The organism is Prevotella sp. HMSC073D09 (assembly GCF_001814145.1).
Taxonomy (GTDB): Bacteria; Bacteroidota; Bacteroidia; order Bacteroidales; family Bacteroidaceae; genus Prevotella; species Prevotella conceptionensis.
Window position 1 is genome coordinate 18011 of sequence record NZ_KV815150.1, and the last position, 15767, is coordinate 33777.

The window sequence follows — 15767 nt, forward strand, 5'->3', positions numbered from 1 at the left end:
TTCGGTAAGAAATTTAACATTATGAGTGCCCTTTCTGCTCACCAACCGTCCGCCTTGCCGCAAAAAGTCGATTTTCGCGGAGGTTAGTTTTGATGCAAAAAGGGGGTAGTCCATGAATGCAACAAAATGAATTTTTATTTAAAGAAACCGCCGCTTGCACTAGATTTTGTGCCATTTGCAGCTAAATGTAGCGCGTTTTGGTGCTAAATGCAGTGTGTTTTGGTGCTAAACGCAAGGTAAAATGGTGCTAAATGCAGCACTAATCGATATGAAATATGTGACGAAAAGCATAAAAATGCACTGCAATTGCATAAACAAAACCTTTATGAATCATTAAAAACATGGCCGAAAAGGGCGAAATAGTCGTCAAAAAGTGGGTTTTTAGGGGCTAAAAGCGTGTCATTCGGCTTGAAAAAATGTGAGCCGCCAACCAAACTAGGAAGGCAAAATGGTGCAAAATGCAGGCTTTTTGCTTAAAAATAGACAAATGGGAAGGCGTGAAAAGCAAGAAATGGTAGTGGTTTACCTACTTTTTAGCCTTTAATTTCGCTAGAACGGAGCTAAAATTAGAGTGATATTGTAAAATAAAAACAATAGATTTAAGATTGTGGGTTTGTGAGTTTGAGAGTTGACCAGTTGACCAGTTGATAGGTTAGCGAGTTGACTAGCTGACGAGTTAACCAGTTGACTAGTTGACCAGTTGACCAGTTGATGAGTTAACCAGTTGACCAGTTGACCAGTTAACCAGTTGATAAGTTAACCAGTTGATGAGTTTGTGAGTTGATATTCTTGCACTTTATGTATGAGAGAAGTTTGTTGTTTTGTTTGGCATCACAAGGACAATAAACTCCTCTCTAAGCATAGAAATATTAAAAGGCGAGAACACGTCGCAAAAAGAAACCGAACAAATAGGAGATTTGCTCGGTTTCTTTTGAGGAGTTTCAATTGTTAGCTGACAAGTAGACCTGTTGACGGGTTGACCAGTCAACGTGTTGACGGGTTTGCATGTCGTAGGTTAAACATGTATTTTGTGTTTTTGACAGGCCCATTTGCGTGGCGTGAAGTTGTGGCGCAGTTTACTTCTTACCTTTCTTTTTGGCAGCCTTCTTGTCGGCGTTTGCCCAATATTTAGCACCTTTGGCTTTCAGTTGGGCGGTGAATGCTTTGGCCTCGGCAAGTGCCTTGGCCTCGTCTTCGGGTGCTGCGTAAGCGTGTTTGTAGCCTTTAATCTCGTTCCAATGACCGCGAGTGAAGTCGGGAACCTCTACGGGCATAAAGCCGTTGTCCATCGAGATGGAGCCAAGCTCGGCTAGGCAGCACCATTCGGCCAAGTCGTAAACGTCCATATCCAGTGGCAAGCCGTTTTGCAGACAGTAAACCAAGCGGCTGTCCATGATGAAGTCCATACCTCCGTGGCCGCCCACTTCTTTGGCCTCGTCGCCGTATTTCTTCACAATCGGACTGGTGTAGCGTTCAACAAGCGCCTTCATGTCGGCCTCTTTCAGGTAATCGTGTCCCGAAAGGTCGTCGTTAGAGGGCGTAACGCCGGCCTCTTTCATGTCTTTGGCCGACACGGCATAACCTTCCACGGGGTATTTGTTGGCAAATCCCTTGGTTCCCGTTAGCTGATACATGCGGTTATAGGGTTGGGGCGTCATCACGTTGTGTATAATTTCCATCACCTTACCTTGCTCTGTGCGGATGAGCGTGGTGGTTTGGTCGCCGTTGCGGAAGGTGTCGCAAGGCTCGCCAGAGTACTTTTCTGCCTGCTTTTTGCCGTTAAACGAGCGCGTATCCATGGCGATGAGGGTGCGCATGCGGTCGCCGCGGTGGATGTTCAGCACCTGTGCGATGGGGCCAAGGCCGTGTGTGGCATACACGTCGCCACGAAACTGCTTGTTATAACGTAGGCGCCAGCCCAGCTTGTCGTTGGGGCCGTTCTTCCAATAGTGTTTCCAAAAGGGCGACAACTCGTGGCGGTAGGCGCCTTGGGCGTAGATAACATCGCCGAAAAGTCCCTCTTGTGCCATGTGCAACGAGTTGAGCTCGAAGAAGTCGTAGCAGCAGTTTTCGAGCATGATGCAGTGTAGGCGTGTCTTTTCAGACAGGTTGATAAGTTCCCAAATCTCGTGCATGTTCATGGCCGAAGGCACTTCTATGGCCGCGTGCTTGCCATGCGTCATGGCTTCTTTGGCCACGGGGAAGTGGTGAGCCCAGTCGGTAGCGATGTACACGAGGTCGATGTCGGGGCGCTTGCATATTTCCTTGTAGCCGTTTTCGCCGTAATAGACGTCGGCGGCAGGCATGCTGGCTTGCTTTAAATACTTCTGGCAGGCCTCGGCACGGCTTTTTTCGTAGTCGCAAAGCGCCTTAATCTCTATGCCGGGGATGTGGGTCCAGCGTTCAACGGCGCCAGGTCCGCGCATGCCGAGCCCAACAAAGGCCACGCGCACGGCCTTCATCTTAGGCGTAACGAGGTTGAGGGCGGGCTGTTGTCTTGCATCGCGTTGGGGAACATCGGTTACCAACGTGCCGTTTACGTTTTTGTATGGCCAGTTAAACTGCGCTTTCATCGCTTGCGGCATCAATGCGAGTGCCACAAACGACAATTGTAATAGTAGGTTTTTACGTAACATATATGTTGTTAAATTTAATGTTAAAGTCTACCTTTCAATATGATATGTTGTGATGTAAAGGCGTGATTGTTGCAGACAAAGGTAATAAAATATGCTGTGAATGTGTAGGAAATGTTCGGGAAAAAACATTTTTTCTCCCTCTCGGCGAGGCCTGTTGTGTTGCCACGCATAACTCAACGCCCCGCTAGCTGTGGGGCTAACGGGGCGCGAAGGCTGTTTGCGCGTTGCGCCTGTTACAGCTTTTCGTAATACGGCAGTCGGTTCAGCGGCACGTCAATGGTTATCGTTCGGCCACCTTTCAGCACGCGCCCGCGGTCGTCTTTCCATTTTCCTGGTGGAAGAACCACACTTCGGCTAGTGCCCGCTGTTACCATCGGCGCCACCATATACCGCGCGCCAAGCATCCATTGGTCGGCTATTTCGGCATAACCGCGATTGGGGTAGGCGTATTCAAGGCTTTGAACGATGGGCTCGCCCGTCGTAGCCGACTGGCGTGCGCACTGCAAGATGTAGTGGCCAAATGTGGCATGCAGCTTGGCCATGGCCTTTACGGCTTGCAGGTGTTGGGCATCGAGAATGCGCCACGGGGCAACCGAGAACTGCATCATGGGCATAAGGGCGTGAACTTGCGCCGAACGCACGATGAGCTGTTGGTCGAACTGACTGGCGTCGATGCCTAAGAAGGTGGCGAACGATCCGCCGCCAATCATGTCGGGGCAAGCATAGGCATAGCCAAGCAGCCCTGCCGCAATCATATCGGGGATAAGCAGGCGCACGGCTTGCCACGAATAGTCTTTGTCGCCCAGGCGTTGAACCAACTCTTTGCCACCCATTTGCCACCCTGCGCGGTATTCGTTGAAGGGGAAAGCAAGTCCCAGTTCGGCCCAAGCGCGTGTGTGGTCTACCGAAACGATGTCCTTTCCACCGTGCGAAACGAGGTCGGTGCGGTGGTAAAAGTGGTTGTCGCCGCCATCAAACTTAAAGCCGTCGATGCCGTAACGTTGCTGAACGCCGCGCAAAAGGCCGATAAAATGGTTGCGGGCATCGGGGTTGGTGAAGTCGTACACGGCGCTTTGCCCATTCCACCATTTAATAATGGCGGGCTGCGAGGTGGTGTCGGCCAGTAGAAAGCCCTTTTCGGCCAGGTCGCGATACTCAGGACTGTCGGCAGAAACGAAGGGGCAGACCCACAACATCACCTTAAACCCCATCTGATGTAAGCGTTTCACCATGCCTTCGGGGTTGGGAAAGCGGTCTGGTTTAAACTCAAAGTTGCCGTAATGTCGCTGCCAGTTGTCGTCTATCATGATGATGCCAGGGGGAAATCCGTTTTTCACGATGTCTTCGGCGTAGGCCAACACGTCTTTTTGGTTTTGGTTGTACATCAGTTCAATCCACGTGTTGTACTGGGGCATGGTGAAAAACAGGCTGTCGGGTAGTTTTCCGCTAGGTGGGAAGTGGGCGTGCATGGCTGCGATGTAAGCATCGCGCAGGGTTGACCCCGCCCTTTTTGAGACGGTAATGGGTGCGAAGGGCGAGTCTAAGTGCAGGTCGCCTTGGCGCACACTGAATGTAAATGGGCGGTCGCTCCATACGTATCGGCCTTTGTTGGAGACGAGCAGGGGCGACACTTGGTTGTTGTCGTTGCGGTTGAAGAGGTTGAACGGGGGCAAGTCTTTGCCAAACGGCATCTTGGAGCCTAACGCCGTTGCTCCGCCCCACCAGCGTTCGCCAGGCAGCGAAGGTATGCTTGTGACGTGTTGCGCACGTGAAACAAGAGCGAAAGCGAGGGCAAGGAAGAGGGTAAGGGTGTGATGGTACATGTTCTTTTTGAGGAGTTAAGGAGTTAGGGAGTTAAGGAGTTAAGCCAAATGTTTTGTTGCAGAGAGGCTAACTAATTGAGGTGTTGAGGTGTTAAGGAGTTAAGGAGTTAAGCCAACTGCTTTGTTGCAGAAGTGCTAACTAATAGTGGAGTTAAGCCAACTGCTTTAAAGACGTTGGGGTCTTTTGCTGTTTACCTTATAATTCACAAGGCATCTCACTCCCCTCTCCCCTTGGAGAGGGGTAGGGGGTGAGGCCGAGTGTGGCAGGGGTGTGGGCGAGTGGTTGAGGGTTTATCTTCTATTTCGTCACATATTCGAGGGTGAAGGGTGTTGTACCTTTGCGTACAACCTCGTCTTTAGGTGTTATCTCGATGCCGTCTTTCAGGTCGATTACCACCTTATAATATCCTGCACTCTTGGGAATGTTGAAACTACCAGGTCCATTTCCCGTGTTGGCATACGTGGTGTTGAAGGCTGCGCTGGGCAATCGCAGTGATTTTCCGCTGCGCGGATAGGTTACGTAGAAGGCTACATCGCCGCCCCAACCAAAGTTGTAGAACGTTCCTTCGTATGTTCCCTTGTCCGTGCGAGCCAAAGGTATCACCTTTTCGGCATTCCAAACGATGTCGGTTGCATCTTCTCTTGGTGCCAAACTCCAACCATCCATATAGATGAATTGGGGATAAGCGGAGGTGGGACAGGCGTAGAACTCGCCGTTAAAGAGGTCGAGGCGCGTATAGTATTTGTCGTTGGCGGTCTTCAATGTCCACGTATCGTTGCCCACACCATCAAACAAATCGGTGCTGCCTTTAAAGGGAGCAAGACTGAATGGAGCCGAGACGGTTTGACCTTTCTTCATGTCGAGCATTCCTTCGTACACGTAGTTGTTGCCCGGTTTGATGTTCAGTTTCTGTCCATTGACGGCGATGGCGGCTTGCATCTCTTGCCCATTTACCGTTACTTTGCCGTTGGCAAAGGTGAGCGACTTACCATCGCCGCTTATTTTCACCGTGGTGCAGACTCCCTTTTCGAACTCGGCGCGGATGGTGAAGTGCCCCTTGTCGGTAACGGGGAAACTCTTATTCTTGTCGTCGGTCTTGCTCATCACGATGTTCTTGCCGTCCCAAAGGATGTAGTTTCCTGTGGAAGGTTGTTTCAAACGGAATGTTCCTGGTGCGGTACTTCCCCACATACCCACATTGGGGTCTTCGCCTTCGGGAGCCGTCCACGTAAAGTATTGTGCGCCTTCGTAGCCAAATCCCTTCATGGCCATCTTGGTTTTGGGTTCTTCTATCTCGCCATCTTTCCAATGACCGGATATTGTTCCGAGGATGTAATAGTTCTGAGTGTCGCCCAATGGTGCCCAGAAATGTTTCTCTCCCTTGGTTAATTCGAAGGTAACGGGGTTGAAAGACACCTTGAACGAGGCGTCAATGTCGGCACCAATCACAATAGAATCTTTGGCCATCGTGGTGATTTCGCCGCCTTTCGTGCCCCAATAAATACCCGAATTGTCGGGTGTCGCGGCCACAATTCCTTTGGCATTGGCCGGGAAGAAAATGTCGTCGGATGCCGAAAACTCTTCGCCGTTCTTTGTTAGGGGGTACACCTCGCCCGTAGAAAGGAACAGATATAGCGTGGTGAACGTGGGTGCCGAGACGTTGGTTAAGTCGAAGTTCTGCACCAATTCGCCGTTGCGCGTGTTGTTCAGGCGCACTTGCAGCTTTAGGTTTTCGGCCTTAGCGTTCTTGGGCAAGGCCACAAGTAGGTCGGTATTTACGTGGAACGTGTCGCCCAACAGGCTTTGTTGTTTGCGCACGAGCGTGTCGCCAACGGCGTTGGTGATGGTTATCACGTATTGTTCTAGGTTTCGTTCGTCGGTCATCAGTCCCGAAACGTTCACCTTGTCGCCATACAACAGCCCGTCTTGGGGCGTTACTTGTAGTTCCATGGCGGGTTTCGGACCGTTTTTCTCCGTGCTTATAGCGTTGTCGTTGTCGCTACATCCCACCAGCGCGAAGGCTAGCGGCAGCACGAATGCACAATAAATAGGCTTGAACATCATTTTATAATTTAAGTTAGGCTTTTACGAATATGTTTGATTTGTACATCCATCGCAACACGAGGAGTACGAAAATTCCCTGCATGGTTGCGCCTAGCACGGGATAGAAGGTGCCAAGCAGGGGCTTGAATCCATAGAAGAGCGAGTCGGTGAGCGAAGAAAAACTCACGTATTCGCCCAGCACGTAGGCCACAAGCGAGTTGGTTCCATAGAAACGCAGCCACAGTAGGCCGCGCGTATGGCCTTTAAGGTCGACCCAATAATAGGCTGCCGCCATGAGCAGGAGGCAGATTCCGCCTGCAAGGAAGGTCATCGAAGTAGACCAAATGTGCTTGATAATAGGAACAATAGGACTTAGTGCGAAGGCCAAGACAATGAGGCCGACACCCGAAAGCAACAGGATGCGCAGCTTGCTTGTTCCCGATTTACTTGTGCGCAGTACCAAGCCGGCTAAATAACCCAGGTAAACGGTGGCCACAAAGCTAAGCGATGAGAGAATCCACGTGTAGTGATAGGTGGCATCCCATTGCCATTGGTTGCCGTTCCATATCACTCCGTCGCGCCAACGACCCAGCACCTGCCGATCTATCTCTTCGCAAATGTTGGCGTCGATGGTAAAATCCATCCGTCCCCAAATGGCAAACACGGCCACATAAGCCACCATGCAGCTTGCGACAACAGCCAACTGAGTGCGCCAAGAGGTGTAAACGAAGAGCAGCGCAACCACCACATAGCCCACGGCAATGCTCTGCAACGTGTTGCTGTAAAGGTGAAGTAGGCGGGCATCGAGGGCAAGCAGGTTGCCTTGAACCACCATACCCAGCAGCCAAAGCACCACAAATCGCTTGAGCAGACGTAGCAGGAACCCTGCGCCGGCCTTGCTTTCGCCTCGCCTATACTTGCTCATGGAGAAGGGAATGGTAATGCCCGACATGAACATGAATAAGGGCATGATGATGTCCCAGAAGCAAAAGCCCTGCCAAGGCACGTGGGTTATCTGCCCATAAACGGCTGCACCGAACGTGCCTGGTGCTGGTTGGCAGGCCTCCAACCACTGATACACCACAGGTTGGAACAGAACAAGGAAGGCCAAGTCCATTCCGCGCAGCAGGTCGAGCGACAAAAGTCGTGGTGGCTTTGCCGCATCCGCAGTGTCATGGGTAGGTGTTGGTGTGGGTTGGGTTTGCTCACCACTGCCGTTTTGTGGCGATGGTGCACCATTAAAAGGTGTGGTTGGATAAGTCATTTGCCTGGTTGAGGATTATACTTATTGTGTTGAGAAGAGGTTTTCTCGCTTCATACGATTACTCAAAGGTTAACTACGGCCTTTCCTTCTTTGAGAAGACAAGGGATGAAGTTCCTGGTTTGGCATTCTTGTCTTTGGCTACATTCAGGGTGATATTTAGGTCGTTGTAACCCGTTAGTTCTCCCCAGGTCGTGGTGTTGGCAAGTTGTACGGCGTATTTAGGATTGTCTTGCAACTTCTTGTCTTTGTCGGGAAGCCATAAGAAAAGCTTATACTTGCCTTCAGGCATGTTTTCAGGAAGCTTTATCTTTGTCTGCATGTTGGTAGGTTTACCTGGTTTCACCATGCGGAAATCCAATCCCGTAGATACTATATATTCTCTGCCACCGTCTGTAGGACTAAGAACGAGGATGGCCAAACGGGGATTGTACATGCAAGCCGTACCGTAATTGTTCATCCAAAGGTTAACCGTTATATCGCTTCCGGGTGCGTTTTGCTCCGAATATTCGACCTTTGTCAAGGCTAAACGATAGCCAAGGAACTTCTTGATTTTATTGAAATAACCACCAGTATTCCACGTTTTGAGTAGTTCCTTGTAGTAAGCGTCGTTCAAGAACGACCAATGCAAATAGTTAACTTCGTTCCAAGCCTCTTCTCCTTTGGCCCATTTAACGCCTGATGGCGGAACTGCCGTCTCGCCTCCAAGTGGCACATACAGTGCATCTTGCGCAATATAGCTCTTGTCTTTATCAATATCCCCATATGTGCCCATGTTTGTTTGGTCTGTCATAAAGGCGTCGTTGTGATGGGCGATGCGTGCAGCAGGGGTGTTTTTAAAGGCTGTATTGTCGTTAAGAGGTGTGGCGTTGCCCACGTATTCTTGCTTATACTTGGGTGTGCGCACTTGTATGCACCGTTCGGCAGGCAGCACTTCGAGCCATTTGTCGAGCAGTTGGCGGTAGGCAGTGGGGTTGTTTAGCTTGTTTGTAGAGTAATACCACTCGCCCCAAGCACCGATAAAGCCAGCCTGAACACAAGCAATTACGCCCACTTGCTTGTGCAATGTAGGTTTTATTTGATCGAGATGACGCTTGATAATGTGCATGGGAGCATCTGCTCCGTCTTGTTTGTTGGTGTAGGCGAAACGCAAGATGGCCTTCATTCCTGCCTCACGCACTTGGTCTAAGTCCACTTCCAACTTCGTTGCAAAGCCTCCGGGGAGGTCTTTGTCGCGGTAATCGTTTAGGTAATACATCAATTGCACCAACGTCTTACCCTCACTCCTTAGTTTCCTCAGGTAGCTTAGGGCCACATAGTCCTTGGCGTTGGATTCGTATTGGGTGAACAATCCGCGTTCGGGATTGGCTATTTCGTCGTTGCTCAGTTGATATGTTACAGTTTTCAAACCCGTTTCGGGATTCTTCTTTGTGCCATTGTCGGGATTTTCCTCGTTTGTGTTGCTCCCGCATGCTACGGCCAAAAAAGCTGCGGCCGCCAACAAAATGCAATGTCTTTTCTTCATGTCGTATTGATGTTTTGGGCTTGGCCGAAACGAGAAAAGTCTCGGCCAAGCAGGTTTTTATTGATAACCAGGATTTTGTTTCACTGCACCCTTGCCGTCGATAATGGCGGCGAGGGGTAGCGGATACACCTCTTTATACTCCTCGGCGTAAGGCGAACCATTTATTTTCTTTACCCAAGGGATGAGTTTATGATGGCGAATGAGGTCGGCTCTGAACTGTCCGTTCTCGCACCAGAACTCGTGCCAGCGTTCCGTTAGCACGGCGTCAAGCACCTTTTCGGGCGTGTTGAGAGTGGTGGCCGAAAGGTTTTCGATGCCGGCACGATGCCTGACAACGTTGATGAGGTTCACCGCTTCCTTCAAATCGTTGGCTGTTGCGCCCTGCTTTTGCGATAAGGCCTCGGCTAACGACAGGTACACGTCGGCATAACGGTAGAGGATGAGGTCGATGTCCGATTTTCCTTCGGCGGCTTTCACCCGCGTGTCGTACCCCATTTTCAGTGCGATGGGACCCACGGCAAGGTCGGAGCCGTGCGTGTCGCGGTCTATCGTTGCCCCGGTAGAACTGGTGTACGACGTAAGCAGCTTTGTTCTTCGCACGTCTTTGGGCTCGAACGAGTCGTAAAATGCCCATGTGCTGGTTACTGTTCCCCATCCGCCGCTCATTCCGCCTTGCGCAAAGTCGGTGGGAAGCACCATCATGTGCCACTGGTTGATGCTGGGTCCATTGTACGAGCAAGGCAATGCGTAGATGATTTCTTTGTTGGCCGAGCCTTGTCCGCCCAGTTCGAACATCTTTACATAGTCTCTTTGCAGCTGGTAGCCATACTTCGGGTTCATCAATTCGCGTGCCAACGTCTCCACCTTATTATAATAGTCTTTGCTTATCGGCGTTTCGTGCAGGTACAGGCGTATCAGCAACATCTTGGCAAACCCGCTGCTGAACCGCCCATATTCCGTTTTGCCGGGCATGGGCAGGTGTTCGGCGGCGAACAAGAGGTCGTCTTCTATGAACTTCACTTGCTCTTCGCGCGTGAGCCTGGGCAGCGGTTGCTCTTTCAAAGGGTGCTTTAAAACGTCTAACGGAGCGATAACCAGCGGCCCATACATGTCGTAGAGCGTGTAGGTAAGGAACGCACGTGCACAACGAACCTCGGCTTCGTAGGCCCGTTTCTTGCTTTCGTCGATGGGCGCATGGGCTATGTCGTCTAGCGTAAGCGTGCAAGTGCTTATTTTATTGATGTATCCGCCGCTGTAATCGGTGGAGTTGCGTGTGAAGTAAAACCACGTTATCTCTTCGCTCGTGGGGAAGAAGTTCAGTTCGGCGGCCATTTTCTGCGCCCCGAACTTACCCGAGAGGGTGCCTGTTGTGCAGTCGTTGACGAACATCACGCCCCTTTCTGAGGGCGAGTAGATGCCGTCCCACCAGTCGCCGCGCAGTGGGCGATAGCAGTTCATCACCAGTGCCTGCACGTCGCTCTCGTTTTTGGGGAAGTTGTTCGGGTTAATCTCCGAATAGTCTATGGGCGTAAGGTCTGAGCAAGCGGCCGCGAGGGCTAGCAAAACCGTGCCCAACAGTGTGGATAAGCCTTTTATTCTTTTCATCGTTGCAGTGGTATTGCGGTTAGAATGTTACGTTTATGCCCATGCTGTAGGTACGGGCGTTGGGATAAGCTGCCGCATAATAGTCGGTTTCGGGGTCCAATCCTTTATACGGAGTGATGCAGAACAGGTTGTTGGCGCTTAGCGACAGGCGCACGCGCGACAACACCTTGGTGCGCGAAACCCAGGCTTGGGGCAGTGTCCAGCCCAGGCTGATGTTGGTTAGGCGCACAAACCAGGCCTTCTGATAGTACCAGTCGCCCGAAGTGTAGTTGTTGTTCCATCCGTTAAACGATGCGGGTTGCGTGGTTGAGGGGTTGTCCCAGGTCCAGCGGTCCTTTATCTTTCGCAAGGCATTGTAGCCATAACGCGCCAGGTCGCCCCCTCCAAGGCCGTACGCCATCTCGGTGGGGTCCTGCATAAGTCGGTTGAACATGCCGTTGAGTTGTATGCTCAGGTCGAAGTCTTTATATCGCAGCGTGTTGGTCAGCCCGGCCAGCCAGCCTGGGTCTTGCGAACCCAGCAGCACGTTGTCGGCATCGTCGATGATGCCGTCGGGCTCTCCTGTCAGCACGAAACGTCCGTTTTCGTCTACCACGGGCTGGTTTTTGTCGTCGCGCTTGTAGCCGTTAATGTCCTTAATCACTATTTCGCCCGGGCGCAAGTCGGGCTGTGCCTTGGGCGCTTTTTCGCCAATCTGCAAGATGTGGTCGGCCAATCGCGAGTAGATGGGGCGTATGGGGTCGTCCACACGTTCGTAAACGCCGGGCTTCCAGTCGGGCGTACGCTCTTTCCAACGGTCCTTATAGGCAGTGAAAGTAAAGTCGGTGGTCCATTTAAAGTAGCGTGTGTCGATGTTTTTCGTGTTGATGGTCACCTCAACGCCTGTGCTTTGGGTCTTGCCCACGTTGGCCATCACGCTTGTTACCTCTTGGTAGACGTTCAGCGGCTTATAGTTCAGCAGGTCGGAAATAACCTTATGGTAAAACTCAACGCTGGCCAGAATGCGGTTGTTGAGGAAACCCAGGTCCAAGCCCACGTTCCATTCGGTGGTGGTTTCCCATTTCAGGTCGGGGTTTTCCAGGCGCAAACGATATACGCCGATAACCTGCGAGTTGTCTTCTTTGTTGAAGGCGGCCCGTGCCGAATAGCTGGCAAAGGCGTTGGTGCCGATGTCCGAGTTGCCTGTTTGTCCCCAACTCAGTCGCCATTTCAGCATGCTTACCCACCCTAAGGGTTTCATGAAGGGCTCTTCGCTCACGGTCCACCCCAGTGCCACCGAGGGGAAGTAGCCCCATTTGTGGTTACGTGCAAACACGCTGGCACCGTCGGCGCGCATGGTGGCCGTTAGGTAGTAGCGCTCCTTGAGGATGTAGTTGGCGCGGAAGAAGTAGCTTTCCATCTTGTTTTTGCTGTAACCCGAGCCAACGCGCTTTTGTCCTGTGCCTGCATCTAGGTTGTGGTAGCCGAAGGCGTCGGTAAGGAAGTCGTTGTTGCCTGCCCGCGATGTTTTCAGTTCAAACTCTTCGTAGGATGTTCCTGCCAGCAACGACAGCTTGTGCACATCGTTAAACGTGCGGATGTAATTGGCCGTACCCTCCAAAAGGTATTGGTTGTTGTCGTTGTTGTAAACGTCGGCATTGCCGTTGGCCTCCTTACCGGCCAATGTAGTTTTGGGTTCGTAGGTTCCGCGGAAGATGTTGGCGCGGTCTAAGCCGGCGTTCAGTTTCAGGGTAAGGCCTTGCAAGGGGTTGGCTTCAAGGAAGATGTTGCCCAACAGGCGGTCGGTGCGGCTCTCGTCGGTGTTGTTCAGCAGCGAGTAGGGGTTGGGCTGCGTTCCCAGCAGTGGGTTAATGGGGTATGTTCCCGTGGCGGGGTCGAAGGCTTTGATGTGCGGGCCCATCTGCACGGCTGCCCTTATCATGCCCGACTTTTCCCATTGGCGGCCCCCAAGCTGGGCGTTGGCGTTGTCGATGCGTGTCAGCGTGAGGTTCAGGCCTAGCTTAAAGATGTCGAGAAACTTTTGGTCGATGTTGGTTTTTAGGGTATAGCGTGTCATGGCAGAATTGCGGATGATGCCCTTGTTGTCGTAATAGTTGAGCGACAGCATGTATTGCGTGCCTTTCGAGCCGCCGCGCACGCTTAGGTTATGCTCCTGCACCTGACCGTTACGCGTGATGAGCCCCAGCCAATCTGTGCCTTCGCCCGCTGCCGCAATTTGGGCTTCGGTGTAGGGTTGCGTATAGGCCAGTCCGTTTTTGGGCGATTTCAGTGCGTCTTCGAGCCGCTTTCCGCCCCACGGACCAACGCCGTTTTCCCACACCCAGTATTCCCACGTCGACCTGTTTTTCTCCACCATCCACTCTTTTAGCGAAAGCATGTCGTAATTGTCCGAATACTTCTGGAACGAGTAGTTGTACGAATAATCAACCTGCGGCTTGCCCTCGGCGCCGCGTTTGGTGGTTACGATAACCACGCCGTTGGCCGCGCGTGCCCCGTAAATGGCCGTTGCCGAGGCATCTTTCAGCACTTCCACCCGTTCGATGTCGTTGGGGTTGAGAAAGTTCAGCACGCCCTGCGTGCCTGGGTCCATGCGGTCGTTAACGCCTTTGGGCTGGTCTATCTTGGCAATGGGAAACCCGTCTACGATGTACAGTGGGTCGTTGTTGGCGTTAACCGAGCCTGCCCCGCGCACCAAGATGTCGAGTCCGCCGCCGGGTTGGGCCGAGTTTTGGCGCACATATAGGCCTGCGGCCTTGCCCGCTAGGGCGTGTGCGGCCGAAGCAACGCCAGCCAAGGCCACGTCCGACCCCTTTACCGAGGAGATGGCACCCGTAAGGTCGCGTTTCTTCATCTTGCCGTAGCCCACAACAACCACCTCGTCTAGCGAGTGGCTGTCTTCGCTAAGGGTGATGTCGAGCGAGGGCTTGGCCTTCACTTCTTGCGGCGTAAAGCCGATGTAGGTTATGGTCAGGCTGCTGCCTGCGGGCACTGTGAGCGAGAAACGGCCGTCGATGTCGGCTACGGTGGCCAGTTTCGACCCCACCACCTGCACGCCGGCGCCTATTACGGGCTCGCCGTTGGCATCGTGAACGTAACCCGTAACGTCGATGGTTTGCACCGGCGCAAGTGGCCTTAACGAGGACGCGGCGTGGCTCTCGGCATTTGCTCGAAGGGGCAAACATAGCCCCGTGCAGCTTGCTAAGAGCAGTGCAAACAGGCCGTGCTTTACTTCATAGCGTACTTCCATGTTGATTTTGTTTTTTTGTAATTAGAGATGTGATTGCTAATTTGGGTTGATAAAATTATGAATTGTTTGGAAGAACTGGTTAAAACATGCGTGCTGTTTAAGTATTATAAACATAAATTAGCCACGATTAAGTAGGCATGCAGTTTTTACAACGGGCAGATAAACCACGTGTGACCGCAAACGGAGGCTGTGCGGTAGATTGGTTTGCGGTTCGTCTCCAACCCGATCGATACGCACCCCTTTACTAGTGATTGCTGTGCGGTAGGCAGGTTTGCCATTCGTTTTCAGCCCCATCGATACACACCCCTTTACTAGTGATTGCTGTGCGGAAGATTGTTTGCGGTTTGTTTTCAACCCAATCGGTCGTTATGCCGCTTTTCACATGTTTAGGGTTGTTTCTGTTACTTACCTCTTGTTTTAGGTCGATGCCATTGTTTCCTGTTCGTCTTCCGTTTGCTTGTGGGCATCTTGCCTGCCCTGTCCTTTTAACATGGACCACCAGACCTTTAATAATAAGATGGGCAAAAACGAAATCTGTACGGTGCTGCAATAACAGGCTGGGGTTAAACGTGGTTGTTATTGTTTGCGAAATACAAGGTTTTGTGCCGCCGTTGTGGCGAATGCGAGTGGGCAAATGCCTGCTTTTGCCTGCCATTTGGCGTTAGGTACACACCCCTCTTTGTTTGTTCCAACACAAGATAAACACTCCTCTTTATATACGGAAAGCAGAACATATTGGCTCACCGACTTATTGACACACCAAAAAACAGCCACTGCCGAATGTGCCAGCTCTCTAACTTGCACACCCCAAGACTCATAAACTCATCAACTTACGAACTTGCAAAAGCACCAACTTATCAACTCGGCTCCTCATCAACTCCGCATCTCGTCAACTCGCCACCTCAAGAACTTACATGCTCATCACGTCATCAACTCTTCACGCCATCCACACGTGGACATACAAACTAACAAACTCGTCACCCCATCAACTCCTCAACTCCTCGCGCCATCACCCCGAGTGCTTACAAACTCTTCAACTTATCAACTCGCCATCTCGTCATCTCAAAACCTTAAAAAGGTTATTTTTGTTTTACAATATCATTCTGATTTTCACTCCGTTCTAGCGAGAATGTTGGTTAAAAAGTGGGCAAAAAGCCACTATTTCCAGATTTTTTCGCCCCCAGTTTTGTCTGTTTTTAAGTAAAGAACCTGCATTTTGCACCATTTTACCTTTCTAGTTTGGTTGCCAACTCGTCTTTTTTAAAGCCCAATTACCCGATTTTTGCCCTTTTCGGCCTTGTTTTTCATGGTTCATAAAGGTTTTATTTATACCATTGCAGCGTATGTTTATGCTTTTTGCCTTGCGTTTAGCGGCAAATTGCGCTGCATTTTGCACCATTTTACCTTGCGTTTAGCACCAAAACGCATTGTATTTAGCAGCAAAACGCACTGCGTTTAGCACCAAAATGCACTGCGTTTAGCATCAAAACGCACTATATTTAGCAGCAAACGGCCCAAAAACAGGTGCAAATGATGACCTCTTTAAATAAAAATACATTTTGTGGTGTTCGCAGGTTAGCCCCTTTTTGCATCGAAACAAACCCTCGCGAGAATCGATTTTTTGCG

General features: G+C 51.2%; 7 protein-coding genes. All 7 read right to left on the reverse strand.

The window, feature by feature from the left end:
• Positions 1–1076: 1076 nt before the first annotated feature.
• The 7 genes from HMPREF2955_RS14560 to HMPREF2955_RS14590 all read right to left on the reverse strand — a co-directional run bounded on the left by HMPREF2955_RS14560 (position 1077) and on the right by HMPREF2955_RS14590 (position 14141).
• On the reverse strand, positions 1077–2636 hold the full coding sequence (locus HMPREF2955_RS14560) for a Gfo/Idh/MocA family protein (protein ID WP_070724106.1): 1560 nt from the start codon (positions 2634–2636) through the stop codon (positions 1077–1079).
• Between the two features lie 233 nt (positions 2637–2869).
• Positions 2870–4459: a glycoside hydrolase family 31 protein gene (locus HMPREF2955_RS14565; protein WP_070724107.1), complete on the reverse strand. Its 1590-nt coding sequence runs from the start codon at positions 4457–4459 to the stop codon at positions 2870–2872.
• Between the two features lie 298 nt (positions 4460–4757).
• On the reverse strand, positions 4758–6524 hold the full coding sequence (locus HMPREF2955_RS14570) for a hypothetical protein (RefSeq protein WP_246830180.1): 1767 nt from the start codon (positions 6522–6524) through the stop codon (positions 4758–4760).
• Between the two features lie 13 nt (positions 6525–6537).
• Positions 6538–7767, reverse strand: a complete 1230-nt coding sequence (locus HMPREF2955_RS14575; protein ID WP_070724108.1) for an acyltransferase family protein — start codon at positions 7765–7767, stop codon at positions 6538–6540.
• A 73-nt stretch (positions 7768–7840) separates the two neighbouring features.
• Positions 7841–9289, reverse strand: coding sequence for a DUF4832 domain-containing protein (locus HMPREF2955_RS14580; RefSeq protein ID WP_070724109.1), 1449 nt, complete (start codon positions 9287–9289; stop codon positions 7841–7843).
• Positions 9290–9346: 57 nt separating this feature from the next.
• Entirely contained in the window at positions 9347–10894 is a 1548-nt protein-coding gene (locus HMPREF2955_RS14585) for a RagB/SusD family nutrient uptake outer membrane protein (protein ID WP_070724110.1), read from the reverse strand.
• 19 nt (positions 10895–10913) lie between these two features.
• The gene (locus tag HMPREF2955_RS14590; RefSeq protein WP_246830181.1) at positions 10914–14141 is read right to left on the reverse strand and encodes a SusC/RagA family TonB-linked outer membrane protein; all 3228 of its coding nucleotides are present in this window, start codon (positions 14139–14141) and stop codon (positions 10914–10916) included.
• Positions 14142–15767 lie beyond the last annotated feature (1626 nt).

Excerpts from the sequence above, each read along its gene's own strand:
- HMPREF2955_RS14560 (WP_070724106.1), bottom strand. The coding sequence starts at position 2,636 with ATGTTACGTAAAAACCTACTATTACAATTGTCGTTTGTGGCACTCGCA.
- HMPREF2955_RS14565 (WP_070724107.1), bottom strand. The coding sequence starts at position 4,459 with ATGTACCATCACACCCTTACCCTCTTCCTTGCCCTCGCTTTCGCTCTT.
- HMPREF2955_RS14570 (WP_246830180.1), bottom strand. The coding sequence starts at position 6,524 with ATGATGTTCAAGCCTATTTATTGTGCATTCGTGCTGCCGCTAGCCTTC.
- HMPREF2955_RS14575 (WP_070724108.1), bottom strand. The coding sequence starts at position 7,767 with ATGACTTATCCAACCACACCTTTTAATGGTGCACCATCGCCACAAAAC.
- HMPREF2955_RS14580 (WP_070724109.1), bottom strand. The coding sequence starts at position 9,289 with ATGAAGAAAAGACATTGCATTTTGTTGGCGGCCGCAGCTTTTTTGGCC.
- HMPREF2955_RS14585 (WP_070724110.1), bottom strand. The coding sequence starts at position 10,894 with ATGAAAAGAATAAAAGGCTTATCCACACTGTTGGGCACGGTTTTGCTA.
- HMPREF2955_RS14590 (WP_246830181.1), bottom strand. The coding sequence starts at position 14,141 with ATGGAAGTACGCTATGAAGTAAAGCACGGCCTGTTTGCACTGCTCTTA.